A 23,824-nucleotide genomic window follows, 5' to 3' on the forward strand; every position below is an offset into this window, starting at 1 on the left:
AACTTGGCCAACGCGAACAGCTTCTCGCGCTCGTCCGGCGGAGGAACGCGTGTACTTTACTGCGCGATTGCGTGACATGACGGTTGAACTTGTCTTGACCGCGGCTTGCTACATGACGCTAGGGGTTGGTAGGTGGTTCACGACCATCGGCCGCGCTCACGAAATACTCGCTAAGGGCCGCCATGATGGCAAGAAATGCGGCCGAGTATCTGGCGAAACCAAATGCCTGGGCGGCAGCAAGTTTTGCCCCTTGCGCATGCTGGCTGACGAATTTCGATGCCACCGCCTGAACTTCGCTTGACGTGTTCCCGAACAGATCGCGTTCCTTTGCAGTCGGTTGGAACGCTCGGCCGATGACGTGACCAAGCAACACGCCTCCAAGCGCCCCTCCAAGGGCCTTTGTCCGAGCCAAGTTACTCACCGGACGCGCGGTAGCCGTCGTGACGCCGCCGGCGTCGAGCCCTCGAAGAAGCACTTCTGATGCGCTACCGCTGCCAGACTGGGCGCGCGCAGAGCCGCCGCCTCCAGCGCTCCTGCGGCCCGACTCAAATACCGCGACCACACCCACGGCCACCGCGGCCGCGGTGCCGCCGTTTTCCTTGATGGTTTCCGACACGCCTGCCACGGCGCCAGACACTTTGCGTTTGGCATATTCGGTCGCGGCGTCGACCATATAGCGAGGATGCAGACGTCTGCTTATCTCACCGACGGGTTGGAACAGGGCCTGCCGTTCGACCCTGCTCTGCGCCATGATCTCGCGCAGTTCATCGTTGTGTTGTGCCATAACGAATCCCCTGCTTCAGCGCAGCCAGATTGCTGCGCACCTGGTTCACGGTTTCGACCGGCGTAATGGTCAAACCGACAAGCGCCCGCTTCGCCATGAAGAGCGAAGACAAGCCGGCCATGAGCAAGACTGCGCCCACGACAAAACAGGCCAACATCGCTCCAACTCCAAAATAGATCATCGCCAGGATGACGAACTGGACCAGTGCGAAAGCCGCCAGTAGAAACAGGACGACGGCTGCCATACCGCATACGCCCGACGTGAGGACCGTGGAGGCCTTTATCCTCATTTCCGTCTGGAACAGGCGGACGTCCAAGCGCATCAACGCGGCGAATTGACCAGCCGCATCGCTGATGACGCTTGCAAAAGGACGGTGATCGACCCCGTCATCCATAGGGTGCCTCTCCTCAGGACCGGTCGGAGCTACGCATCATCCGGGTGAGCACAACGCCGGCAAGAATGCCCACCCCGAAAAAGGCGGCCGGTTGCCGCTGTGCGAACTTCGTGACGGAATCGAGCAGTTCGCCAACGTTGCGGTCGCGGATGTCAGTCGAGATTCGCTCCACGCCTTCGGCCGCGCTGCGCACCATGCCGGCGACCTGCGGAGACTGTTTTTCGATGCCGTCCGCGGCTTCCTTCACGGAATGCGCAATGTTGGCGATCGCATCGGCGCCTGCGGTCTTGTTGGTCTCGACGGCTTCCTTGAATGCGCCGGCGGCATCGGAAGCGATCGAGCCGGCATAGTCCTTGGCGTCGGTCGAGACGGACGCCGCGGCGGCTTTGAGATGGGTGGCAGTTTCGGCCGCGCTGGTCTTCAACTTGCCGAGTGCCTCAGCACTTGTGCCCGCACGCTCGGCGTCGGTCTGGTTCGGCCAGGTATCCGCGTCGGCTGCGTTGTTCGCTGCGTCGTTTTTTATGGTGGGCGCGTTCATTGTCGTTCCTCCTGTTGTCGGAGTTCAACTTCGCCAGTGGCAAGCGGTTCCTAGCGTCCGCTAATATTCCGATCTGTGTCCCTTGCGACGCAAGACGAAAGCGCGACGCCTGGGCTGTCGACGAGCACACGCGACGTCGAGACGATGACGAGGGGCACTCGGTCGTGCGTGTCGCGACGACCAGATCGTGACGGACAAGATCACAGGAGACGACGATGACAGTGCCTCCGAACGTGGTCCCGGCACCCGGCCAGTGCTTGGGCATGAGCCGGTGACGGAACGCATGGTCCATCTGCTCGTTGGTCCTTCTAACAAACTCGTTGGTCCTTCTAACAAAGGAGTCTTCGTGCTGACCACAACACCTGCCAAAAAAGACAGCGCCCTTTCAAATAAAGAGGCACTCGATCTGGCTGAAACCACCGACGTCTCGCCCAAGCAAGCCAAGGACCTGACTGTCAAGCGCGGGAAGGAAGGGCCAAGAAGGAAGCGAAGAACTATAAGACGGAGGGCTGACCTGGCGACCAGTCAGCACTCCACGAGCCGAGCTGAGCGAGCCACCCTCTATGCACATGGCTTGGTGGAAGCCGAGCGAGCCGCGCCAAGCCAAGACGGCGCGGATGCGGGAAGCGCGCCTTGCGTGGGAGGCGGCGACCAAAGCGACGCTCGGCAAGAGCAGGGCGAAGACCCGGCGGGCAACATTGTACACAGGCGTGTCCACCGCTGAACCGAAACCATGATGCCGACGTCCGATGAAAATGAACTAACTGCCCGCCTTGCGCGCGAACATGGCGTCTCCGAGAGTGCCGTCCTTGCAGTGTTTGAGGCTCTGCGACGTGGTGGCGGGACGATGGCCCAGTTCAGCCATGGCGACTTCGGTGGGATGTCGCAATGGTCCCCCGGCATGGCGATGGTCGGCGACATGTTCAACGCCGGCCTCAAGGCAAAGCTCAACGCCATCGCCAGCGAACTTTCTGGCTACCTGCGCGATCATCCCGCCGAACCGCAACACGGACATGTGTCTGCAAGCTATCGCTCGGCCCGTGTGTCAGATAGCGGCTCCTGGTGGCCTGAAGCGCTTGGAAATCCGTCCGCGACCGGTTCTCAAAACCAAATGCGCTACGCGGCTTTTCCCGAAAAGCGCCGTCTGGTTATCCACGATCATGGCAAGATGGAGATTTACGATACCGGCGAACACCGCATCTCCGGCGTCTCGCAGAGCCAGAGCGCGGATTCGACCTTGATCTTCGTCAGCCAGCTCGGAGTGGTGCGCGTATCAGGACTCAAGCGCGCGGATCCAGCCTAGGTCAGAGCCGTCGAATGCAAACAGCGACGATCATCGGATATCTCGCAACGGTCTGCTCCATGACCAGTTTTACGCCGCAGGCCTGGAAAATTATCAAGACGCGAGACACAAGCGGTATCTCCGCCGACTTATGCCATCACGGCTTTGGCGGAATGGCCCATCATCATCACCAACGGCGTATGTCTGTTGCTATCGACCTTCGTTCTGATGATGACGGTCCTGCCGCGCTCCGAGAAGGGTGCCATTGCCGGGGTTCTTGACACAGACCACTAAGGCTTCCAGTTCTTCAGTAGCGGGCCTTTGCTGCCATATGCCGGATCCTTGCGCGGCCGCGTCACCTTGGGAATTGTCGCGAGCGCGCCTTGATGTTGATCCGTTGTGGTGCATTCGTCATAGATCCCAAACGCAGGATATGCGCCGACCACCAGAAAGTCATCGGATGCTGAAAGGCACTGGCGCCCCGTTCCTGCCGGGAGGACCGCGACATCGCCGGCCTTCAGCCGCAGCGTCCGGCCCTTTTTTCCGCCGAAGCGGACTTTCGCGATGCCGCGCGCAACGCCCAGGACCTCGTGTATGCGCGAATGATAGTGAACATAGTCATAGATGCCATTTCGCCAGCTATCGCCCCATCCGTTTGCCTCAAACAGCACTTCCATGACGGCCGCGGGATCAAGTCCTTCGGGGAGCTTCACAGCACCGCGATAGATAACAAGCGGCCATGACGGATGATTGGGCACCAACCCATCATCCTTAAACCGGAACTCATTCGATTTTCTTTGCCTCACAAGATCGGCGACGTCTTCCTTGCTCGGTGTTGCGAAACCGGTGATGTTCTCGATCGCCTTCTTGGTGGTTTGCAAAATGCTCATCGATGCGGTCTCCGCCCGGGTAACTGCAAAACACGTTTCAGTTTTAACATGCTTCCGGGTCGGCCGGTTCCGTCAGGGTCGAGTAGGTCTCGCGCTTAACAAGGATGACGCAGTCGCCCATGCCGGGAACAAACGGGCGCTGGTACGATTTCTTCACGGCACGATTCACAGCGCCGACGATATCCGCTGCTGGAGTCGGACAGCTGGTTGTATCGATCGAACCGATCTCTACCAGCAAACCTGATTGCCGCGTCTGGCGACACCAGGCAGCACAATGAGAGATCCGTATGACCCGTATTGCAACATTCAACGTAAATGGCGTCAACGGTCGACTACCCGTCCTTCTCAAGTGGCTTGTCGAGACCAGCTACGACGTCGTCTGCCTCCAGGAACTGAAGACATCTGACGAGAAGTTTCCTGTCGAGGCGATCAGGAGTGCCGGTTACGGCGCGATCTGGCACGGGCAGAAGTCCTACAATGGCGTAGCAATCCTCGCTCGCGGAGCGGAGCCCCTAGAACGCCGACGCGGTCTGCCTGGCGATCCCGACGATACGCACAGCCGCTACATCGAGGCAGATGTGAATGGGCTTGTGATTGGCTGCCTCTACCTGCCCAATGGCAATCCCGCGCCGGGGCCAAAATTTGACTACAAGCTTCGATGGTTCGACCGATTGATCACCTATAGCCGGATGTTGCTCAAGGAAGGCTCACCGTGCGTCCTGTGCGGCGACTATAATGTCGTTCCAAGCCCGATCGATGCGGTGGTGCCGAGGCGATGGCTCGGCGATGCCGTCTACTTTCCGGAGAGCCGGCGCGCTTACACGGACATGCTTGGTCATGGTTGGATCGACGCCGTGCGCCACCTCCACCCGCAAAAAGGTATCTATACTTACTGGAACTTCTCTTATCGCGGCGGGTACGATCGAAGTTCCGGCCTACGGATGGACCACCTCCTGGTGAGCCCTTCCCTTTCGCAACGCCTATCTGGCGCCGGCGTGGATATCGAAATCCGCGGTTGGGTGAAACCAAGTGACCATGCGCCAGCTTGGATCGAACTGGATTGAGCATTCATGAGACGTTCAGATTGAACGAGGGTGATCGATAGAGCTGGGCGCGGCTCAAGATCATTCGGAGCGACCCTTCACAAGCACCCCATGCAGAGCGATCGGTCGAAAAGAACAAGGCCGCCGTTCTCCCACGAACCACGGCCTCATGCCTGCCAACCTAACAGCCCCCAGGCAGCATGCACTTTCATAAATCGTGTACGCGATCGCACCATTGAGGCGGCGGGACGAATCGGCCACATGTCGGGCGGACCTGATGTCCGCATGGCCGGCGTCCAATCTCGAGCTCCCACCCAGGCGCCGGCCATTCTTGAATTCCACATCCCGACAGGGCATCGGCTACTTTGAAGCACCCTCTGACTCAGGCTCCACACCTATCGTGTCGCCCTCTCCATGAACCTGATCACGGTCCCAGTCGTTGGTCGTGCCGGGGGTTTTTGCAGCCGCCTCTCTCGTATCCCTCGCCTTGTCCTTGCGAGGTTTTGGTCCGGGCATATCGCGCGATGGCTTCGGTCCCATAACTGCTCCTCCTATGGGTAATGTCCTGCCCCTGCTGCGGAACAGCCTCAGCAAACTTAGGTTCCGTCAGCGGCCTCGATTGCGAACGGGGCGTGTCAACAGGCTGCTGCGAGGGTCGGGTTGTTGGGCAAGCCTGGCGGCGCCCTCGTTGCGTTGCAGGGAAGCCGTTGGTTGACGTCTTGCCTAAGACAACGGCCGGCCACGGCGTCGTCCAGCGCTAACTGAGCGCGAAAGGCTTAGGTCTACATGTTGCTGGCTGGCCGAACCGGGTGCGATGGTCTGTGGACCGCGCTTTGCTGTGGCCTAGGCGGAATGCCAGTCAATGATGCGCGGATCGGCTTTGTGGACACACGTGCGGCACCGGCATTGCGCTCCCGCAGCTTCGCCGTCATTTTGGCCAAGAGGTCCCGTATTTCCATTGGCGCTCCTCCCGAGCAGCCCCCGCGCGTTGCCGTTAGCATCTCGATCGCTGCATCGCATTTAACTTTGATATGCGTATGCGTCCATCGATCAGGCAACGTTGCTTCGATCGTCAATTGAACTGCGCCACAAATCGAAGCAAAGGCAGAAAGCCTGCGCCAGGAAATGCATGGTCACCGCAGCCCATTCCAATGAGCCGCGAGCGAATATCGAAACTCCAACAATTACGACGAATGACAAACTGTTTGCGAGAGCCAGGCCTGTGCGGCCGGTGAGCCTCCCGCGAGACAGGAAGAGCAGTCCGCGGCTGATGGCAAACGCTGAAAACAGGGCGCCTAGGCACAATCCGATTGCGTAGGCGATGGTCATGAGCACCCTTCAGAACACTGACGCAGCGTTGCCACGAATTGCATGGTCTCAACAACGGCCGTCGGCTCATGTAGCGGCTCAGGCGCGTTGGGCCATTGCCTGTTACAAAAGCTACTGTACGTCAAACCCGGAGAGCGCCCGGTCCTGAATCTTTTTGGGAACCGCCCCGATCAACGCTCGTTGCTGCTCAGCTAATGTAAGGGGAACGTCCATGACCGTGAAGAAGCCAGATCATTCGAGCCGCGTCGTATGGGTCAGGAGCTCGAGGTCGAACACCTGACCGAGATAGCTTCGATTACACCCAAGCAAGCACGTGCGCTCCTTCAAAGCACGGAGCCGACTGGCCCAGGCTGAAAGATGAGGCCGAAACGCTGAAGCCAGAAGACTGACGCCGCGTCTCAATCGCTGCCTTTAATGCGAAACCGACAAGGACCTCTGCTGTGCAAGGCAGGTGTGTGCGCTTCTGGTATCGGTTGCTGGTATGTCGCTGCAGGGACCGCTCGCGAGCCGTCCACTCCGCACACACACACACACACACGAAGAAACTGGGAGAAATGCCTCGCGTCCCGCCGTATCCTAGATCGGTGGTCGACCAGATAATGAAGCCAGGCTGTCTTCTGTAACGATCCAAAGAAATGTGGATTGTCTGGAGAAATGCACTATGTGTCTCGGCAGCGGGTGCGCAGATCAGATCCATCAATTCCATCAGATACAGTATGAGGCAGACTATATGACCACGACCCCCGAACAGGACGGCCATCTGGAAACCGCTTCGATAGCGGCCGACATTGTCGCGGCTTACGTGTCGAACAATCCCTTGCCCGTGGGTGAATTGCCGAAGCTTTGTTCATGAAAGACCGTGCACCAAAAGCGATAATCGCGTGTGTCGGCCATCGAAATGCGCTGTCAGTGCGCAATGCGCCGCGGCCGTAGCCGCGCTTGATCCATAAAGTGCGACAGCCGCGCGCACGGCAGCGTCTGGATCGGTCAGGTCCCAAAGTGACAAATCGTTGCTGGGTGGACCGCCGGTGGGCGACTTTCCTGGTCCGATTTTAGGGTAACCGCTGTTTTTAGGCCACGGCCTTGAGTGGCGCAGGGGTGTAGGCCCAGGGCAGCAGGTCGTCGAGCTGGCTTTGTGGATGGCCGGCAACGATGCGGGCGATGACGTCAGCGAGGTAAGCGTACGGGTCGACGCCGTTGAGCTTCGCGGTTTCTATGAGCGAGGCGATGGTCGCCCAGTGCTCGCCACCGCCGTCGGAACCGGCGAAGAGCGCATTCTTTCGATTGAGGGCGATTGGCCTTATCGAACGTTCGACCACGTTGGAGTCGATCTCGACCCGGCCATCGTCGAGGAAGCGACCAAGTCCGGCCCAGCGCGAGAGCGGGTAGCGGATTGCTTCGGCGAGCTTGCTCTTCTGGCTGACCAGCGCGAGTTTCCCGCGCAGCCACGGCTCGAGGGCGTCGATGATGGGTCGGCTTCTCTCCTGGCGCGCGGTGCGCCGCTCTTCGGGCGAGCGGCCTCGTATCTCGCTCTCGATCTTGTAGAGCTCGGCGATGCGCTGGAGCGCCTCTGTCGCGATCGGCGCGGGTCCGGACTGGGCCAGTTCGTAGAAGCGGCGACGGACATGGGCCCAGCAGAAGGCCAGACTGACGGCATTACGCTCGGCCAGCGCCCGGTATCCGGCGTAGCCGTCGACTTGGAGGATTCCGACGAAGTCGCGCAGATGCCGCAGTGGCTGCTCGGCCTTTCGGTCCGGCGCATAGAGATAGGCGACGCCGGGCGGATCGATCCCGCCCCAGGGGCGATCGTCGCGAGCATAAGCGAACAGCTGGCCCGTCTTGGTGCGGCCGCGCCCAGGATCGAGCACCGGCGCCGTGGTCTCGTCGGCGAAGAGCTTGCCGGACGCCTTCAGCCGCTCAAACAGCCGCTCGTGGATCGGCCGGAGCAGGAAGGCCGCCTTGCCAACCCAGTCGGCGAGCGTGGACCGATCAAGATTGATGCCCTGGCGCGCGTAGATCTGGGACTGGCGATACAGGGGAAGATGGTCGGCGTACTTGGCCACCAGCACATGAGCGACAGTCGCTTCGGTTGGGATGCCGCCCTCGACGAGCCGCGACGGAGCCGGCGCCTGCACTACAATCTCCTCGCAGCTCCGACAGGCATACTTCGGCCGGCGCGTGACGATCACGCGGAACTGCGCCGGCACGATGTCGAGGCGCTCGGAACGATCCTCGCCCATGACGTGCAGTATCCCCTTGCAGCACGGGCAGATATTGTCGGGGATGTCGATGACCTGCTCGATACGCGGCAGGTGCGCGGGCAGTGAACCGCGGTTGGCGCGGCGCTTCCTGGCGCGAGCCTCCCGCTTGGCAGGATCGGCGGCGTCCTGCGCCGCGAAGCCCTCGGCCTCGACCTGCTCGGCCTCTTCAAGGCCCAGCAGCAGCTGGTCAACGGGCAGGCTCTCTGCCCTGCGGCCGAAGCGGTGACGTTGCAGCTCCTTGATGATCTGACGCAGCCGCTCGTTCTCGGCGCGCTCCGCCGCCAGCATCGCCTGAAGGGCGATCGGATCGTTGGTCTGAGGCTCGGCCGGGTTGCTCACAAGGCCGATTCAATCATGCATTCCAATGCTTTGCCAGCGTCTCTGGCCGCCCATGGAATCAACTTGCCGCGACCGGCACGCGCGTCTCGCGGGCGTCATGCACGCGCCGCCAATTCAACCCTTCCAGGAGCGCCTGCAATTGCGCCGCCGACAACCTCACTACGCCATCGGTGATGGCAGGCCAGCAGAACTTCCCGTCCTCCAGACGCTTCGCCAGCAGGCACACGCCGGTGCCGTCGAAGTACACCAGCTTGACCCGGTCGGCGCGCTTGGCCCTGAAGACGTAGACCGCGCCAGAGAACGGATCGGCGCCCATCGTCTCGCGCACCAGCGCCGCCAGGCCCTCGGCCCCCTTGCGGAAGTCCACCGGCTTCGTCGCGACCATCACCTTGACCACACCCGTCGGCCCGATCACGACGGCGCCTTCAGCGCACGGATCACCGCCGCCACCGTCCTGGCGTCGGCGCCACGACCGACCCGCATGGCGACACCGTCAATCTCCAGCTCGATCACGCCGGCTTCTCGCGCGGCCTTCCGCTTCCGTGTCGATCTCGCGCGCTTCCCCGCCGGTTCGGGTTCCTGTGCCGCGACAACTGCGGGAACAAACAACGGCTCCGGTGCCGGCGCATTCGCCAACGGCACCCGCGCGGACCGGCGCCAGGCGAACAGCTGCTGCGGGGACAATGCATGTCGCCGAGCCACAGCGCTCACGGTCTCGCCCTCATCGTAGCTTTCCGCCACAATCCGCGCTTTCTCCTCCGGCAACCATTCGCGCCGTCGGCCGGAACCCGTGAACACTTCGAAACGTCGCGCCGGCTCAGGATCGCTGGACTTAAGCGTAAGCTCTGAAATCGTCATGTGTCGAAGCCCTCAAAGGCTCCGAACATCGCTGCTCACGACCACGCGCGAAAGGTGGCGACAGGACAGCGCTTACATTTTAGGCACAACACAGCCTCCCGCAGGTTGCGTGCGGCGAGGACAGCAATGCGCTGCGAAAGCCGGACGTTGGGAACCCACGTGGAGGTGAGCCACGATCCGAGGCGATTACGCCCAGGATATTTCGTCGTGTCGTCCCTGGCTTTCGGTAGCTTTCGGGGCGGTAGAGACCCAAAGAAGCTTACGCGCAGCAATTATTGCAGAGCGTTGCTTTTAAGACAACCGAGGCGATGGGTGCAGAGAGCGGCGTCTGTGAATCAGCACCGAAGGTTGACCCCGGCCCAAAAGCATCAAGTGCATAAATTTGCAGAAAATTCGCAACCCGGCGGGTGTCATCATAGGCGCCGACCGTGACCCCACTCGATTTCCATTTCGTATATATAAATCAATGGATTACGAAGAAACTGCATGGTGGTGAACTTTCGTTGCTGGTTCACAGTGCTTCGTGGCCAATAAGGAACTCGATCATGGACGCGAGTGAAATGATTGCGATTGTCGACACCCTTATGAGGGTGGTGACGCCTGATATGTCTCCTAAGCAGCTTTGAAAGCGGCGAAGAAAGCGCACCCAAAAGCCACAAGGAAAGACATCGCCTGAGCGGCTTTCTACTCGATTATCGCGAATGCCGACCAGGAGATCGGCAAAGCCAAGAACCTGCAAGCTTTTGCGATTCCCGAGCGCACGCAGCAGTGATCCAGCCAGGTACGCCATTGGCAGCTCTAACGTTGGTGGTCCTGCTTTTCATGGCCGCCGGCTTTTGGGTGGCGGCCGAGTTGGTCGTTGCTGCGCACATGGCAGCGTCATTTCTGACGCTTCGGGAAGTTGATTATCTGGGCACTGTCTTCCGGCTCCAGGGGTTCATGACTTGGCCTTTCGTGCCACATCACCTGGCGGAAATCGCACATATCCACTTTCTGGCCGCAAGTTGCGCACGAGTAGAAATTGTCGTGGCCATTTCCCTTTGCGGGCAACTTGCCGGGAATGCGCGGACCTAGATCTGACAGCTTTGTCATATCTGGATGTCCTTACTTACGTCATCCAGCAATTTAAGCGCGGCACTCTTGCCTGTGGGCTGCAACAGGCCCTGGTCGATAGCGACGGCTTTGAACGCCGCGAAGGCGATAGTCGGACGGCAGATGCCATCCTTCGCCGCAGCGATCAGGCGAGAAGCGTCTTTGTACGCTGCTGCCTCTTTGTTTCGCCATTGTCCTTTAAGAGCTATCTCGGCTTCGCAGATGGACGAAACCTTCATGGTTCTGCCGTCTACCAGCTTGACCGGAAGCGGTAAAAAGTTGCCCACGGCACGACCCTCCTGATCGTTGAGAGCGCCATAACGTGCCTAGGGCATTTTGGTTTCCTAATATGGGAACCATTTTAGCTTAATCTAATCGCGGGGTTGTGGTGAGTTCATGCGTTTGAAAATCGTCGAGCCGTTATTACCGACCCTGGTCGGAAAGCCTCCCGAAGGCGATGAATGGATTCATGAGATCAAATTCGAAGGGTACCGCAGCCAGATCATCATCGACCACGCCGCCAAGCGCCTCGGGCTCGACAGCGCGGTTTTCGACGGCGAGATCGTGGTGCTCAACGACGCCGGACTGTCGGACTTCGCCGCGCTATGCAAGGCGATCACTCGCCGGCAACACGATCTGTACTTCGTGGGCCTTCGAGCTTCTCCATCTTAACGGCCACGATCTGCGCTACATGGTCCTGGAGGACCGGCGCGAGATCCTTGAAGGCATCATCCCGCCGGACAGCCGTATCCAGTTCAGCCAAGCGATGCCGGGCGAGGCAAGCGCCATCGTCCACCTGATCGACAGGCCGGCATCGAAGGCATGGTCTCGAAGCGGCGCGACAGCAAGTACCGCAGCGGCCGATCGACAAGCTGGCTGAAGATCAGGAGCTACGCGATCAACGAATAGGAGTTGCTTGGCTTTGAGCGCGAAATGGGCAAGCCCGCCTTGCGCTGATGTCCGATCGCAAGACTGGGAAGTATGTCGGGTCAGCCTTCATCAATTCCAGCCGCGCGATCCGCGAACGACTTTGACAGCGCGTCCAGGAGCATCCCGGTCCAGCGCCGAAGGGCATGAAGCGGCCGGCGACGCAGTGGGTGAAGCCGGGGATCATCGGCCGGGGGAAGCACTTGCGTGGCGAGGAAGATTTGCGGCATGCTTCCCTCCAAGACTTTCGGGAGGAAGTGCATGCCAATACAGAGAAGGGCGACTGAGGTCGGCATATTCGACGCGACTGAACTGGCGCTGCTCGGACGGGTCTCCGACAAGCTCAAGTTGGATGGTCAATCGCCCGACGAGCGCGACGCGGTCGCATCCCGCATTATCGCAAACTGGTGTGGTCGACAAGGACGAACTCGCCTCGCTTCGAAACAGCCGTTGGGGCGCTAACCATGGCCGTCGCTAAAAAGAATCAGGAGCGCGCCGGCTACGCCTGGATGTACGGTGCGCAGGCACGTAAGGATGGCAAAGAGCGCGCCGTGCCGGACTATTGGCAAGAGCAGGCCGAAGCCTAGTTGCAGGGCTTGACGGCGAGGCGATGGCCGGAGCGGGCAAGTCACGCCGGTCAGCGACTAGATGGAAGCCGAGGTCGATGAATCTGCGGTAGACCGGAACGCCGGAACCTAAGCCAGCGACCGAGCTTATGGCTCCGATGAGCACACGCGGCATCACCTTTCTCGACCAGTGGATCAGGAACAACGTTCCGGAGACGGCTAAGGCCGACGTCATCTCCGTTGACGAACTTACCCATAAGCTTATCGCAGATACAAAGGCGGTCGGGATCAAGCGAATTGAGATCGATGAGGAAGTCGATAGCCTCTACCGGACAATCCTCGATGCCATCGTACACTATGATCCGGGCATACCCGAATGAGCCAGCGAGCTGTCGAGTTCTTGCATCTATGGTTGGAACGAAACGATGTTCTTAGCTTCCGGTTCGTTGACGACCACGCTGCAATCGTTGATCTCGCAGTTCGTCTGTTCTTTGATGCAGAGGCCGCCGGCATCAGTGAAGACGAAATAGTCGAAAGCTGGGATGATGTCCGTCGAGGTCTCGTTGACATCATGGTGCAACGCCATGTGGCGCCACCAACAATGCACTGATGTCAGCTTCCAACCGACCCGTCCGGCGCGTCTGTGCCGCCCTCGCTGGCCGTTGCGGTCATTGCACTCGTTTCATTGGTCGTCATGGTCGTTACATGCCGAAGACATGCCCCTCTGATGCCTTCTAGGAGAGCTTGAGCGCGCGGCAGAGAGGGGCGAATGCCGGCGAGCGGAACTGGGCTGCGCGTCGAGCGGGAGCATCAGGGCTATGTGCCCCGGCTTGCGAACGGGCGGCCCCACTCTGACGTAGTCGGCAATCGGGAGAGAGAAGGTCGCCCCAGCACAACTATTCGTCAGGTCCGGCGTCGGTTCGCCGACTCCCAGGCGATGAAAAATGGGAGAACTCTGAAGATCCCGATGTGTTGTAACGGCCAGCAGAACGGCGAACAACAAAACCAGCGCAAACGCTACGCCAAAAACCCAGCCCATCGCGATCTCTCCTTAATGGCTGCCCACCACGGCAAGCATAATATTGCACGTTCGCCGCTTTAACTTCACCACTTGCGGTCGTTTCTTTACTGGGTAATACTACCTCTCGGGGAATGTGCGGGTTGTTGGGGGGAGTACAATGCCAATTTATCATGTCGCGGAGATGCGCTTGGATCGTATTGTTAGGTCGAAAGCAGTCGTAGCGAGTAGTCCAGAAGCGGCTGCATTGATGATGAATTCGCGGAGTTTAATCTCGCAAAAATGGGAGAAAGATTGGGTCCGCGTGACCGACGAAAATGGCGGCCGAGTATTCGCTTACACGATCGCCAGGCGAAAACCGGTCGCCACCTGACGTTAGGCAAAGACTCAGCTATGTCTAGGGTGCGGCGGGGTAAGAGCGCTTGTCAGACATTCAAAATGAGGAATCCGATGGGCTCGTCGACTACGTTGAAGTCGTCGAGAATATGGGTGAGTGGTTCGTCCGCGTTTTCCGACACGGCAAAGCCAGTGTCGGAACTTTCGAGGTAGAAGATTACGCCCGATCATTGCCGAGGGACAACGCGCTGGCTTGCACCTCGGCAAATGCACTCCGGCGAAAGCCGGCACGCCCAAGAGTAAGCCTGTGTTGCCGGTCACTCCCGCACCGCGGCTTCATCGATCTCAGCTTCCATTTCGTCACTGACAGGCTTGCTCTTGCCGGCGCCGGCGGACGGCAAATCGTAAAAGCACTGTAGTCAGTTAAGATGGGCGTCTGTCGTCCCGGCCTGGAAATGCCTATCAACTCATGGGCTATGTCGCGAGCTTCCTCGGATTCGGGAAGATAGCCTGCCGCGTGGCAAAGCGCGACGTGGACGGGAGTAACCCGCAAACAGGCTCAAGATCTGATTGACCGGAGGCTGTGACCGCGCGGCCATCGAAGAAGCAGCGCTGAGCTTGCTATCGGAAAGTTGAATTTCAGCAGCTAAGAAATCCGCGCCGTTCGTTGCCAAGCAGCACCCCCATCCCGCTAGCCTATCTTGATCTTTTGGGGCTCTGCATTGGCAATCGCGAGGAAAATGCTTTCGAGCAAATCCTTGTCGCGGAACGGCTTGCCGAGCAGCGGCACGTCCGCTGGTCGATCGGCGATCTCTTCCGCATCGGCATAGCCCGTAATGATAACCGCCGGCCAATCGGAGCGCAGATTACGTGCGAAGCGGATGACGTCCACTCCGGATACGAGTGGCATGGCGAAGTCGGTAACGATGACGTCGAAATCGTCGGGAGCGCGTTCGATCATGGCCAGCGCCTCCGCACCTCCCCCCGCGCAAGTCACCTCGAAACCACGTTGACGTAGCGACTCGGCCGTCAGGTGCCGCAAGACGTTACTGTCATCGATCAAAAGGATCGACGGATGGTCCGTGCGGGTGTCTAGAAACATCTGCCCAATGTCGACGTCCACCGACGGAGTGGTTGGTTCTTCGACCGAGCGTGGTAGCCACAGTTGCATGGCTGTTCCACGATCAACGACGCTGTCGATGCGTAGCGTACCGCCAGACTGCTTCATAAAGCCATAGACGGTGCTGAGACCGAGCCCCGTTCCCTTGCCGACGGGCTTTGTGGTGAAGAAAGGTTCGATGACCTTCGCGAGAATATCAGGCGCGATGCCCGAGCCCGTGTCTCTGACTGTCACAACGACATAGTCACCCTCTGGCACATCTTCCGATCGGTTTGCAACTGAACGGTTTTGTGCATGAACCGTTATTGTACCTCCAGAAGGCATGGCGTCGCGCGCATTGAAGACCAGATTCATCAAGGCAAGCTCAAGCTGGCCGGCGTCGACGTGCACCGGCCATACCTTGTCGTCGATTTGCCAATCGAAGCGGATCAGCCCTCCTAAAACGGGAGCGACCAACCCGTTCATGGTGTCGCCAAGGGCAGCAAGCCGCACCGGTTCTGGTTTCAGAGTTTGACGGCGCGAAAAGGCGAGCATTCGCGTGACGAGATCGGCGCCTTGTTTGGCAGAGCGCCGCAGCAGGTCGACAACCTGGCGCGCCTGATCATCCAGTATCCCGCGGCGTTCAAGCAATCCCAATCCGCTAAGAATAGCGGCGAGCAGATTGTTGAAATCATGAGCCAAGCCACCTGTCAGCTTGCCGATTGCGTCAAGACGCTGTGATTGCAGTAGCTGATCTTCGAGGCCTCGCCGCTCGGTAACATCAAGCAACGTACCCAGTATCTCCGGTTCATGGCCGTCAGTACCGCTAGATATCACTCCCTGATCAAGAAAGATGCGATACTCGCCATTCGCGCATAGCCAGCGAAATTCACAGGTATAGGAGCCAGTGGTTTTCGCCTCCAGCAGTGCTCTTTCTAATCTTGGTAGGTCCTCGGGGTGCACTCGGCTGAGGCCGAAGGCCGGATTCGAGGTCAAATCTTCAGGCGAAAAACCGGTCAGCCGCTCGACACCCTTGGTCACAAAGCGCGCCGCGAAGGGTGGCTCGGCTGCTCTCGCATGGAAGCAAACCGGCAGCGAACTCAGGATGGCATCTTGCCGTTCCTCTGCGCTGCGCAGGGCCCGCTCCGCCTGAAGCTTGTCCTTCTGTGCCTGCAGCGCCTGCGCCAGCAGTCCCTGCTCGGTCGCTGCCTTTCGCTGGATTTCCAGCGTCTTTTCGTGGAGTTCGACGAAAACCGCGACTTTCGACCGGAGCATGATCGGATCGAATGGCTTGAACACATAGTCGACCGCGCCGGCATCATAGCCGCGCAACATGTGGGCCTCCTCCTTGTTGATGGCGGTAAGGAAGATGATCGGCGTGCGCTTGGATTGCTCGCGCCGGCGGATAAGCGCGGCCGTCTCATAACCGTCTATTCCCGGCATGAGGACATCCAGAAGGATGACGGCAAAGTCCTCCTTCAGCAGAAAGCGCAGCGCCTCTTCGCCCGATTGGGCGCAGATGACGTCGCCGGTCGAGGCAAGCACTTCGCTGATCGCCAGCAGGTTGCGCTCATCGTCGTCCACGGCGAGGATCCGTGCCCTTGCCGGTCCTTCGGCCAATTGCACGACCTCATGACTTCTTACTCTGTTTCTCAGATGCCTTTGCATGGACCGGCCGTCAGTTCACTGCCACGAGAATTTTTTCCGGGGTCTCCACGCGCGACCGGGAACGACCTATCCAGACACGAAGCAATGCCATCAGCAGATCAAGATCGACCGGCTTGGCGATGTAATCGGAAGCGCCGGCGTCCAGACATTTCTGTCGATCGCCCTTCATCGCTTTGGCAGTCACCGAAATCAGCGGGATGTGGGCAATCGCTTGCGTGCCGCGAATGCGCCGCATCGTCTCGTAGCCGTCCATCTCCGGCATCATGATATCGATCAAAGCTGCATCGACGTCCGGGGTCTGTTCCAGCAGCGCGACGCCGTCGCGGCCGCGTTCAGCATGCAGAACTTGTATATCGTAGGTCTCAAGGACACTGGTGAGCGAATAGATGTTGCGGATATCGTCGTCGACGATGAGAACCTTTGCACCCGCCAGATCCGACTTGCCGGTCTGTTCGGTCTCCGGTCCGTCGTCTTCGCGCCCTTCTCCCGGTAGTGTCGCCGAGATATGAAGAGCCAACTGAGCAAAATTCTCCGCCCGCGGCGCATTAGCAAGCGACGGGTTCAAGGCCAGCACCTGTTCAAGTGCATCCGGATGTGGGGCAAAGAACAACAGCTGCGGCAAGGCTTCACCGAACTGGCCAGTCAGCTCGTCCAGCGCTTGTGCGTTCTCCTTGGCGGACCGTCCGAAGCCGAGCACCACGGCATCATATGAAGCCATGCCGATATCGTCCGCATTTGCCGCGAAACGACCGACCGCAGTAACCGAAGTCACGCCGTCGCGGATCGCTTCGACGAGCGATAGCCGGCGCTCCGGATCGGGGTCGGCGACCAGAACGCGGCGCTGGATGCGCAGCTTCCTGGAATGGATATCTTGAAACACCTTCATCAGTTCGTCAGAGGAAACAGGCTTAGTGGAAATGCTGGACGCCCCCTTGTGGGCGAGACTGTCGATGTCTTCGGCACCCGAGATAACGTGCACAGGAATTCCCCTCGTCTTCTGATCATGGCGCAGGAGATCGAAAAGCACCCAGCCGTCGATATCCGAAAGACCGAGATCAAGCGTAATGGCGTCGGGAACCAGTTTGCGTGCAAGGGCCAGGGTGCCGGACCCTGCATTAGACAGGACGCCTTTCAGGCCCGCCGAGCGTGCGAGACCAAGCAGCAACCCGCCAAAGGTCGGGTCGTCCTCGACGATCAGCACGACCCGATCGGTCGGGGCGATGGTATCGCGATCATCGATCAGCTCCGCCGAGGGCGGACTGCCGAGCGATGCTGGCGCAGCGACAACCTCAGTCGGCGCAGGCAAGGCCGACTGCGCGGCCGCCACACGGGGACCAGCGAACGGGATGACCAGCGTAAATGTCGAGCCCTTGCCCGGTGTGCTTTCGACCCGCAACTCGCCGCCAAGCAAGCGCGCAATCTCCCGGCTGATCGAGAGCCCAAGCCCGGTGCCGCCATATTTGCGGCTAGTGGTGCCATCGGCCTGTTGGAAGGCCTCGAAGATCAGTTTCTGCTTGTCCTCTGGAATGCCGATGCCCGTGTCGGTCACAGCGATTGCCAAGGCCTTCACCGCTTGCCCCGAGCCGTTGCGGCGGCTGGCCTTCTCGACCCGGAAATTCAAACTGACCTCGCCCTGTGAAGTAAACTTAAATGCGTTCGAAAGCAGGTTAAGGACAATTTGCTGCAGTCTCTTCTCGTCGGTGCGGACCGTTTCGGGAAGGGCTGGGTCGACCTTGATGGTAAAGCCCAGGCCCTTGTCGGCCGCCAACTGGCGGAACGTGCGTTCCATATGCTGACGCAGATGGGTCACCGGCATATCGTTAATATCGATGGAGACGGTACCGGACTCGATCTTCGACAGGTCGAGGATATCGTTGATGAGACTGAGAAGGTCGGTTCCGGCAGAGTTGATGGTACGCGCGAACTCGACCTGCCTTTCATTGAGATTGCCCTGCTGGTTGGTCGCAAGCAGGTTTGAGAGAATGAGCAGCGAGTTGAGCGGTGTGCGTAGTTCGTGGCTCATATTGGCCAGGAATTCGGACTTGTACTTCGAGGTAAGCGCCAGCTGCTCGGCTTTCTCCTCCAGAGCACGCCGTGCCATCTCGATTTCTAGATTCTTGTTTTCCACCTGCTTCTTTTCGTTTTCGAGCAGCTGCGCCTTTTCCTGCAACTCCTCGTTCGTCGCATGCAACTCTTCCTGCTTCTTGGTCAGCTCGGTCTGACGCGCCTGCAATTCCGAGGTCAGCAACTGTGACTGCTTGAGCAGGCCCTCGGTGCGCATCGTTGCGGCAATGGTGTTGAGAACGATGCCGACGGACTCCATCAGCTGATTGAGAAACGACTGGTGCGTGTCACGGAATTCGCCGAACGAGGCAAGTTCGATGACGGCTTTGACCTCATCCTCGAACAAGGCGGGAAGGATGATGACGTTGGCCGGCGAGGCGCTGCCGAGACCTGACGTGACGCGCAGGAATTCCGGCGGCACATTGTCCAGCATAATGGCACGCTTGTCGGCAGCGCTTTGCCCGACGAGTCCTTCGCGCAGATCGAGACGCTGTTTGATGGCGGCCTTGCTTTCGGCGCCATAGGACGCCGCCAGCTCAAGATAGGATTCCTCCTCGTCGCGATTGGTGACGTAGAAGACGCCATATTGGGCGTTCACCAGCGGGGCGAGTTCGGACATAATCAGCCGCGAGACGGTGGCAAGGTCGCGTTCGCCCTGCAGCATCCGCGAAAATCGCGCGAGATTGGTCTTCAACCAATCCTGCTCGGCATTCTTCAGCGTCTGATCCTTCAGATTGCGGATCATTTCGTTGATGTTGTCTTTTAGCGCGGCGACTTCTCCGGAGGCCTCGACGCTGATCGAGCGGGTCAGATCGCCCTTGGTCACCGCAGTCGAAACCTCGGCAATGGCGCGCACCTGAGTGGTCAGGTTGGCGGCGAGCTGATTAACATTGTCGGTGAGGTCGCGCCAGAGGCCGGCTGCACCCGGCACACGCGCCTGACCGCCAAGCTTGCCCTCGATGCCCACTTCACGCGCGACGTTGGTCACCTGGTCGGCAAAGGTGGCCAGCGTCTCGATCATACCGTTGATGGTATCGGCCAGCGAAGCGATCTCGCCCTTCGCATCGACCGTCAGTTTGCGCTTGAGATTGCCTTGCGCGACCGCCGTCACAACGTCGGCAATGCCACGCACCTGATTGGTCAGGTTCGTCGCCATCAGGTTGACGTTGTCGGTCAGGTCTTTCCAGGTCCCGGCGACGCCTTCGACACGCGCCTGGCCGCCAAGCTTGCCCTCGGTGCCGACCTCGCGCGCCACACGTGTCACTTCGCCGGCAAAGGAGTTGAGCTGGTCCACCATGGTGTTGATGGTCGACTTAAGCTCGAGGATTTCACCCTTTACATCGACCGTGATCTTCTTTGAGAGGTCGCCGCGCGCCACGGCGGTTGTGACTTCGGCAATGTTGCGCACCTGGCCGGTCAGGTTCTCGGCCATCGAGTTCACATTGTCGGTCAGGTCCTTCCACGTGCCGGCAACGCCGCGCACCTGCGCCTGACCCCCGAGCTTCCCCTCCGTGCCGACTTCGCGCGCGACACGCGTCACCTCGCCCGCGAATGAATTCAGCTGGTCGACCATCGTGTTGATGGTGGATTTGAGCTCAAGAATTTCACCCTTCACATCGACGGTGATTTTCTTCGAAAGATCGCCAAGCGCCACCGCAGTGGTCACCTCCGCGATGTTGCGCACCTGACCGGTCAGATTGGCGGCCATAGCATTCACGTTATCTGTCAAATCCTTCCACGTGCCGGCGACGCCACGCACCTGTGCCTGGCCGCCCAGCTTGCCGTCGGAACCGACCTCTCGCGCGACGCGCGTCACCTCCGACGCGAAGGAATTGAGCTGATCCACCATTGTGTTGATGACGTCCTTGATCTGCAAGATCTCGCCCTGCGCATCGACCGTGATCTTCTGCGTCAGGTCGCCGGTGGCGATTGCGGTCGCCACCTTGGACACGTCGCGCAACTGCACGGTCAGATTGCCGGCCATGGCGTTGACGTTGTCGGTCAGGTCCTTCCAGGTGCCGCCAACGCCTTCGACATGAGCCTGTCCGCCGAGCTTGCCTTCCGAACCGACTTCGCGCGCGACGCGCGTGACTTCCGAAGCGAAGGAATTCAACTGATCGACCATCGTGTTGACGGTATCCTTGAGCTCCAGGATTTCGCCTTTAACATCGACGGTGATTTTCTTCGACAAATCACCGCGTGCCACGGCCGTCGTCACCTCGGCGATGTTGCGCACCTGCCCGGTCAGATTGGCGGCCATCAGATTGACGTTGTCGGTCAGATCCTTCCAAGTGCCGCCGACACCCTTCACCTCGGCTTGGCCGCCGAGCTTGCCTTCGGTGCCGACCTCACGCGCCACGCGCGTCACTTCCGAGGCAAAGGAGTTCAACTGATCGACCATCGTGTTGATGGTGTCCTTCAGCTCCAGGATTTCACCTTGCACCGCGACGGTGATCTTCTTCGACAGGTCGCCCGAAGCGACCGCCGTCGTCACCTCGGCAATGTTGCGCACCTGGCCCGTAAGATTCTCGGCCATCGAGTTGACATTGTCGGTGAGATCCTTCCACGTGCCGGCAACGCCGCGCACCTGTGCCTGGCCGCCGAGCTTGCCTTCTGTGCCAACCTCGCGCGCCACGCGCGTCACCTCGCCGGCGAATGAATTGAGCTGGTCGACCATCGTGTTGATTGTCGATTTCAGCTCGAGGATTTCGCCCTTCACATCGACCGTAATCTTCTTCGACAGGTCGCCCAGTGCCACGGCCGTCGTCACCTCGGCGATGTTGCGCACCTGGCCGGTCAAGTTCTCGGCCATGGAATTCACATTGTCGGTCAGATCCTTCCATGTGCCACCGACACCCTCGACGCGCGCCTGGCCGCCGAGCTTGCCCTCGGTGCCGACTTCGCGTGCGACGCGCGTCACTTCCGAAGCGAAAGAGTTGAGCTGGTCGACCATCGTGTTGATGGTGTTCTTCAGTTCGAGAATTTCGCCCTTCACATCGACCGTAATCTTCTTCGACAGATCGCCCGAGGCGACGGCCGTCGTTACTTCTGCGATGTTGCGCACCTGCCCGGTCAGGTTCGTCGCCATGGCGTTGACGTTGTCGGTCAGATCTTTCCACGTGCCGGCCACGCCTTTCACGCGCGCCTGGCCGCCGAGCTTGCCTTCGGTGCCGACTTCGCGCGCCACGCGCGTGACTTCAGAGGCGAAGGAGGCCAACTGGCCGACCATGGTGTTGACGATCTTGCCGATGCGCAGGAACTCGCCGCGCAGCGGTCGGCCGTCGATTTCGACCATCATTGTTTGAGACAAGTCGCCCTTGGCGACGGCGCCGATGACGCGGGCAACCTCAGCTGTCGGCTGAACCATGTCTTCGATCAAGTCGTTGACGGATCGGACGCTGGATTCCCAGCTGCCGGTGGCATTTCGAACGCGGCCACGTTCGCCTATCCGCCCATCCTTGCCGACGACCCTGCTGAGCCGCTCGAATTCATGCGTCACCTGATCGTTCAGATCGACGATCTCATTGAAGGTTTCTGCGATCTCGGAATCGAGACCTTCGTAAACGTTGTCGATGCGCACGGAAAAATCACCGCGCCGAAAGGCTTTTAGAGAATTCAGAATGCTTCGACGGTCCAACTGCTTTTTGGATGCCTGCACAGTCACTGCGCCACTCCCAGCCTGAATGGATTAGATTGTCCCCTGCGGCCAAATGGTACATCCCGCCGCAACCCCAAACGCCGCACTTTCCCGTTTGTTCCATGGCTTCGAGATACGGCGGTAGCACGACAGTGCGAAGCTCTACCCATCACCCAATTCGAGCGCGCTTGCGACACATGCCACCCTGATATCGTAGGGATCATCCAGAGTTGAGAAACATGCCCAAAAGCTTTTGATGGCCAACGCGAAAATTACACGAAGAGCTGGACGATCAACACCGTCGCCGCCGCCGCCATCACGGCGGTTGCGAGCCAGCCGACCCAGCGCATGACCAGCGGTACAGTCGCCTGACCCATAACGTCTCTCCGCGCGGTCATCAGCATCATCACCGCCATGACAGGCACCGCGACGACCCCGTGGACTACGGCGCTCCAGTAAAGCGCCTTGATGGGGTTAATGGGCGTGAAATTGAGGCACGCGCCGATAAGCGTAGCGATCGCGATCGTGGCGTAGAATGCCTTGGCCTGCAACGGCTCGCGCTCGAGCCCAACCGGCCACTTACGAGCTTCACCCAACGCGTACCCGGCCGAACCGGCGAGGACCGGGATTGCCAGCAGCCCTGTGCCAATGACTCCAAGTGCGAAAATGGCAAACGCGAGCACGCCGGCGACCGGACGAAGCGCTTCGGCCGCCTGGCTGGTGGACTCGATATCAGTAATACCCTTGGCGTGAAGGGTAGCACCAGCCGTGATCATCGCGAGCGCGACAATGTTGGAAAACGCCATGCCAATATAGGTATCCAGACGGATACGTTAATCGCATTCTCGGCTTGTTGCGGCGCCTCTTTCAGCGGCTCTCGCAGAGGTTTTGCCTTCTGGTCCTCAACCTCCTGTGAAGCCTGCCAGAAAAACAGATACGGGCTGATCGTTGTGCCGAAAATCGCGACCACAGCCGTCCAGAACGGTGCATCGAGCGTGAATCTCGGGATGAACAGGCCGTTCGCGACCTCGGTCCACGGCACGTGAACAAACATCACCGTGCCGAAATAGTGAGGCCGAAGTTGACCGCCACGCAGCATCCCTTCCCTGGTAACATGCTGGCCACGTGGGCTGCTTGGTCGGCCCGTGTTCGTGTTTAGGACCGCGGGCACTCCGCCCCGACCATGATCCGTCAGCGTTCAAGCCCGTCACGGTTTCTTTCGCGACGGCTTTGTCGGCCTCTTAGCAAATGTTATTGACCCGGCCTGGCGTTCACATCCAATTCATCGGCGTCGGCAGCGGATATGTGTTTGCCGCCCGCTGCTTGGAATTGCCGGTCAGGCGGAGGCCGAAATGCATTCACGGATCGATCACACAGCGATTCAGCCAGAAGAAGTCTGCTTTTTGCAAAGCGTGTTTGATCGGCTTTGTGGATGCGGACGTCCAGACGCGTTCGCGCGATGCCGAACGACTGGGGGCTTCGTTGATTGAAATGTTCCAGTCAGGTCTTCGCGATGAAGCCGCATTGCTCGAACGGGCTTGGGAGCGGCACGGGACATCCTGAAACTCAGGCATACGCCGTGACAGAGGCATGAGACCACCGGCACGCAAGAATTTCCCCTTTTTATCCCCGCCCCTGTTCGCCAGTTCTCGCTCGTTTCTCCATCCGCAAGGCACGCTCGGCTGCAAGGCACGCCAGG

At 59.7% G+C, this 23,824-nt stretch carries 22 protein-coding genes and 1 pseudogene; 7 read left to right on the forward strand and 16 right to left on the reverse strand.

Annotation, left to right across the window (positions count from 1 at the left end):
* Positions 1 to 118 precede the first annotated feature (118 nt).
* The 3 genes from DBIPINDM_RS42460 to DBIPINDM_RS42470 are packed head-to-tail and all read right to left on the reverse strand — an operon-like array spanning position 119 to position 1,716.
* Positions 119 to 784: a hypothetical protein gene (locus DBIPINDM_RS42460; protein ID WP_258589594.1), complete on the reverse strand. Its 666-nt coding sequence runs from the start codon at positions 782 to 784 to the stop codon at positions 119 to 121.
* On the reverse strand, positions 765 to 1,178 hold the full coding sequence (locus tag DBIPINDM_RS42465) for a phage holin family protein (protein ID WP_258589595.1): 414 nt from the start codon (positions 1,176 to 1,178) through the stop codon (positions 765 to 767). Before DBIPINDM_RS42465 ends, DBIPINDM_RS42460 begins: the two co-directional genes overlap by 20 nt.
* A gap of 13 nt (positions 1,179 to 1,191) precedes the next feature.
* On the reverse strand, positions 1,192 to 1,716 hold the full coding sequence (locus tag DBIPINDM_RS42470; RefSeq protein WP_258589596.1) for a hypothetical protein: 525 nt from the start codon (positions 1,714 to 1,716) through the stop codon (positions 1,192 to 1,194).
* A 733-nt stretch (positions 1,717 to 2,449) separates the two neighbouring features.
* Here DBIPINDM_RS42470 and DBIPINDM_RS42475 point away from each other — a divergent pair.
* Both DBIPINDM_RS42475 and DBIPINDM_RS42480 read left to right on the forward strand, forming a co-directional pair.
* Positions 2,450 to 3,019 (forward strand): hypothetical protein, encoded by a 570-nt coding sequence (locus DBIPINDM_RS42475; RefSeq protein ID WP_258589597.1) that lies wholly within the window; start codon positions 2,450 to 2,452, stop codon positions 3,017 to 3,019.
* A 59-nt stretch (positions 3,020 to 3,078) separates the two neighbouring features.
* Positions 3,079 to 3,279: a PQ-loop domain-containing transporter gene (locus tag DBIPINDM_RS42480; protein WP_258589886.1), complete on the forward strand. Its 201-nt coding sequence runs from the start codon at positions 3,079 to 3,081 to the stop codon at positions 3,277 to 3,279.
* Positions 3,280 to 3,288: 9 nt separating this feature from the next.
* Here DBIPINDM_RS42480 and DBIPINDM_RS42485 read toward each other — a convergent pair whose 3' ends face one another.
* Complete coding sequence (locus DBIPINDM_RS42485) at positions 3,289 to 3,888, reverse strand: cupin (protein WP_258589598.1); 600 nt, start codon at positions 3,886 to 3,888, stop codon at positions 3,289 to 3,291.
* Positions 3,889 to 4,175: 287 nt separating this feature from the next.
* Here DBIPINDM_RS42485 and xth point away from each other — a divergent pair, with 287 nt between their 5' ends.
* Positions 4,176 to 4,952, forward strand: a complete 777-nt coding sequence (gene xth, locus DBIPINDM_RS42490; RefSeq protein ID WP_258589599.1) for an exodeoxyribonuclease III — start codon at positions 4,176 to 4,178, stop codon at positions 4,950 to 4,952.
* A 1,029-nt stretch (positions 4,953 to 5,981) separates the two neighbouring features.
* Here the strand turns inward: xth and DBIPINDM_RS42495 are convergent.
* The 7 genes from DBIPINDM_RS42495 to DBIPINDM_RS42525 all read right to left on the reverse strand — a co-directional run bounded on the left by DBIPINDM_RS42495 (position 5,982) and on the right by DBIPINDM_RS42525 (position 11,097).
* The gene (locus DBIPINDM_RS42495) at positions 5,982 to 6,260 is read right to left on the reverse strand and encodes a hypothetical protein (RefSeq protein WP_258589600.1); all 279 of its coding nucleotides are present in this window, start codon (positions 6,258 to 6,260) and stop codon (positions 5,982 to 5,984) included.
* A gap of 1,070 nt (positions 6,261 to 7,330) precedes the next feature.
* Positions 7,331 to 8,809, reverse strand: coding sequence for an IS66 family transposase (tnpC, locus tag DBIPINDM_RS42500; RefSeq protein ID WP_258589887.1), 1,479 nt, complete (start codon positions 8,807 to 8,809; stop codon positions 7,331 to 7,333).
* A gap of 109 nt (positions 8,810 to 8,918) precedes the next feature.
* Complete coding sequence (gene tnpB, locus DBIPINDM_RS42505) at positions 8,919 to 9,275, reverse strand: IS66 family insertion sequence element accessory protein TnpB (RefSeq protein WP_258589601.1); 357 nt, start codon at positions 9,273 to 9,275, stop codon at positions 8,919 to 8,921.
* A complete protein-coding gene (gene tnpA, locus DBIPINDM_RS42510; protein ID WP_258589602.1) occupies positions 9,272 to 9,718 on the reverse strand; it encodes an IS66-like element accessory protein TnpA in 447 nt (148 codons plus the stop codon). Before tnpA ends, tnpB begins: the two co-directional genes overlap by 4 nt.
* 511 nt (positions 9,719 to 10,229) lie before the next feature.
* Positions 10,230 to 10,508, reverse strand: coding sequence for a hypothetical protein (locus tag DBIPINDM_RS42515; RefSeq protein WP_258589603.1), 279 nt, complete (start codon positions 10,506 to 10,508; stop codon positions 10,230 to 10,232).
* Positions 10,509 to 10,597: 89 nt separating this feature from the next.
* Positions 10,598 to 10,810 (reverse strand): hypothetical protein, encoded by a 213-nt coding sequence (locus DBIPINDM_RS42520; RefSeq protein WP_258589604.1) that lies wholly within the window; start codon positions 10,808 to 10,810, stop codon positions 10,598 to 10,600.
* The gene (locus DBIPINDM_RS42525) at positions 10,807 to 11,097 is read right to left on the reverse strand and encodes a DUF982 domain-containing protein (RefSeq protein ID WP_258589605.1); all 291 of its coding nucleotides are present in this window, start codon (positions 11,095 to 11,097) and stop codon (positions 10,807 to 10,809) included. The genes DBIPINDM_RS42520 and DBIPINDM_RS42525 overlap by 4 nt, the downstream gene beginning before the upstream one ends.
* Before the next feature lie 109 nt (positions 11,098 to 11,206).
* Here DBIPINDM_RS42525 and DBIPINDM_RS42530 point away from each other — a divergent pair.
* The 3 genes and pseudogenes from DBIPINDM_RS42530 to DBIPINDM_RS42540 all read left to right on the forward strand — a co-directional run bounded on the left by DBIPINDM_RS42530 (position 11,207) and on the right by DBIPINDM_RS42540 (position 12,683).
* Positions 11,207 to 12,024, forward strand: a pseudogene (locus tag DBIPINDM_RS42530) (ATP-dependent DNA ligase).
* A gap of 177 nt (positions 12,025 to 12,201) precedes the next feature.
* The gene (locus DBIPINDM_RS42535) at positions 12,202 to 12,324 is read left to right on the forward strand and encodes a hypothetical protein (protein ID WP_258589606.1); all 123 of its coding nucleotides are present in this window, start codon (positions 12,202 to 12,204) and stop codon (positions 12,322 to 12,324) included.
* 137 nt (positions 12,325 to 12,461) lie between these two features.
* A complete protein-coding gene (locus DBIPINDM_RS42540) occupies positions 12,462 to 12,683 on the forward strand; it encodes a hypothetical protein (RefSeq protein ID WP_258589607.1) in 222 nt (73 codons plus the stop codon).
* Between the two features lie 26 nt (positions 12,684 to 12,709).
* Here DBIPINDM_RS42540 and DBIPINDM_RS42545 read toward each other — a convergent pair whose 3' ends face one another.
* From DBIPINDM_RS42545 to DBIPINDM_RS43810, 5 genes are all read right to left on the reverse strand, one after another.
* On the reverse strand, positions 12,710 to 12,889 hold the full coding sequence (locus DBIPINDM_RS42545) for a hypothetical protein (protein WP_258589608.1): 180 nt from the start codon (positions 12,887 to 12,889) through the stop codon (positions 12,710 to 12,712).
* Between the two features lie 1,459 nt (positions 12,890 to 14,348).
* Positions 14,349 to 16,424, reverse strand: a complete 2,076-nt coding sequence (locus DBIPINDM_RS42550) for a response regulator (protein ID WP_416361811.1) — start codon at positions 16,422 to 16,424, stop codon at positions 14,349 to 14,351.
* 10 nt (positions 16,425 to 16,434) lie between these two features.
* On the reverse strand, positions 16,435 to 22,146 hold the full coding sequence (locus DBIPINDM_RS42555; RefSeq protein WP_258589888.1) for a HAMP domain-containing protein: 5,712 nt from the start codon (positions 22,144 to 22,146) through the stop codon (positions 16,435 to 16,437).
* Between the two features lie 251 nt (positions 22,147 to 22,397).
* Positions 22,398 to 22,931 carry a divalent metal cation transporter gene (locus tag DBIPINDM_RS42560; RefSeq protein ID WP_416361812.1) on the reverse strand — a complete coding sequence of 178 codons (534 nt, stop codon included), beginning with the start codon at positions 22,929 to 22,931 and terminating at the stop codon, positions 22,398 to 22,400.
* On the reverse strand, positions 22,898 to 23,224 hold the full coding sequence (locus DBIPINDM_RS43810; protein ID WP_416361813.1) for a divalent metal cation transporter: 327 nt from the start codon (positions 23,222 to 23,224) through the stop codon (positions 22,898 to 22,900). Before DBIPINDM_RS43810 ends, DBIPINDM_RS42560 begins: the two co-directional genes overlap by 34 nt.
* A 155-nt stretch (positions 23,225 to 23,379) precedes the next feature.
* On the opposite strand from DBIPINDM_RS43810, the gene DBIPINDM_RS42565 reads away from it, so the two are divergent.
* Complete coding sequence (locus DBIPINDM_RS42565; protein ID WP_258589610.1) at positions 23,380 to 23,688, forward strand: hypothetical protein; 309 nt, start codon at positions 23,380 to 23,382, stop codon at positions 23,686 to 23,688.
* The last annotated feature ends 136 nt before the right edge of the window (positions 23,689 to 23,824 follow it).

It is taken from the genome of Mesorhizobium sp. AR02, assembly GCF_024746835.1.
Classification (GTDB): Bacteria; Pseudomonadota; Alphaproteobacteria; order Rhizobiales; family Rhizobiaceae; genus Mesorhizobium.

Coding starts and splice junctions, on each gene's coding strand:
- tnpC (WP_258589887.1), bottom strand. CDS start 8,809: ATGCTGGCGGCGGAGCGCGCCGAGAACGAGCGGCTGCGTCAGATCATC.
- DBIPINDM_RS42515 (WP_258589603.1), bottom strand. CDS start 10,508: ATGGCGTACCTGGCTGGATCACTGCTGCGTGCGCTCGGGAATCGCAAA.
- DBIPINDM_RS42480 (WP_258589886.1), top strand. CDS start 3,079: ATGACCAGTTTTACGCCGCAGGCCTGGAAAATTATCAAGACGCGAGAC.
- DBIPINDM_RS42465 (WP_258589595.1), bottom strand. CDS start 1,178: ATGGATGACGGGGTCGATCACCGTCCTTTTGCAAGCGTCATCAGCGAT.
- DBIPINDM_RS42485 (WP_258589598.1), bottom strand. CDS start 3,888: ATGAGCATTTTGCAAACCACCAAGAAGGCGATCGAGAACATCACCGGT.
- DBIPINDM_RS42540 (WP_258589607.1), top strand. CDS start 12,462: ATGAGCACACGCGGCATCACCTTTCTCGACCAGTGGATCAGGAACAAC.
- DBIPINDM_RS42535 (WP_258589606.1), top strand. CDS start 12,202: ATGGCCGTCGCTAAAAAGAATCAGGAGCGCGCCGGCTACGCCTGGATG.
- tnpA (WP_258589602.1), bottom strand. CDS start 9,718: ATGACGATTTCAGAGCTTACGCTTAAGTCCAGCGATCCTGAGCCGGCG.
- xth (WP_258589599.1), top strand. CDS start 4,176: ATGACCCGTATTGCAACATTCAACGTAAATGGCGTCAACGGTCGACTA.
- DBIPINDM_RS42495 (WP_258589600.1), bottom strand. CDS start 6,260: ATGACCATCGCCTACGCAATCGGATTGTGCCTAGGCGCCCTGTTTTCA.
- DBIPINDM_RS42550 (WP_416361811.1), bottom strand. CDS start 16,424: ATGCAAAGGCATCTGAGAAACAGAGTAAGAAGTCATGAGGTCGTGCAA.
- DBIPINDM_RS42470 (WP_258589596.1), bottom strand. CDS start 1,716: ATGAACGCGCCCACCATAAAAAACGACGCAGCGAACAACGCAGCCGAC.
- DBIPINDM_RS42560 (WP_416361812.1), bottom strand. CDS start 22,931: ATGGCGTTTTCCAACATTGTCGCGCTCGCGATGATCACGGCTGGTGCT.
- DBIPINDM_RS42545 (WP_258589608.1), bottom strand. CDS start 12,889: ATGGCGTTGCACCATGATGTCAACGAGACCTCGACGGACATCATCCCA.
- DBIPINDM_RS42460 (WP_258589594.1), bottom strand. CDS start 784: ATGGCACAACACAACGATGAACTGCGCGAGATCATGGCGCAGAGCAGG.
- DBIPINDM_RS42475 (WP_258589597.1), top strand. CDS start 2,450: ATGATGCCGACGTCCGATGAAAATGAACTAACTGCCCGCCTTGCGCGC.
- DBIPINDM_RS43810 (WP_416361813.1), bottom strand. CDS start 23,224: ATGCTGCGTGGCGGTCAACTTCGGCCTCACTATTTCGGCACGGTGATG.
- DBIPINDM_RS42520 (WP_258589604.1), bottom strand. CDS start 10,810: ATGACAAAGCTGTCAGATCTAGGTCCGCGCATTCCCGGCAAGTTGCCC.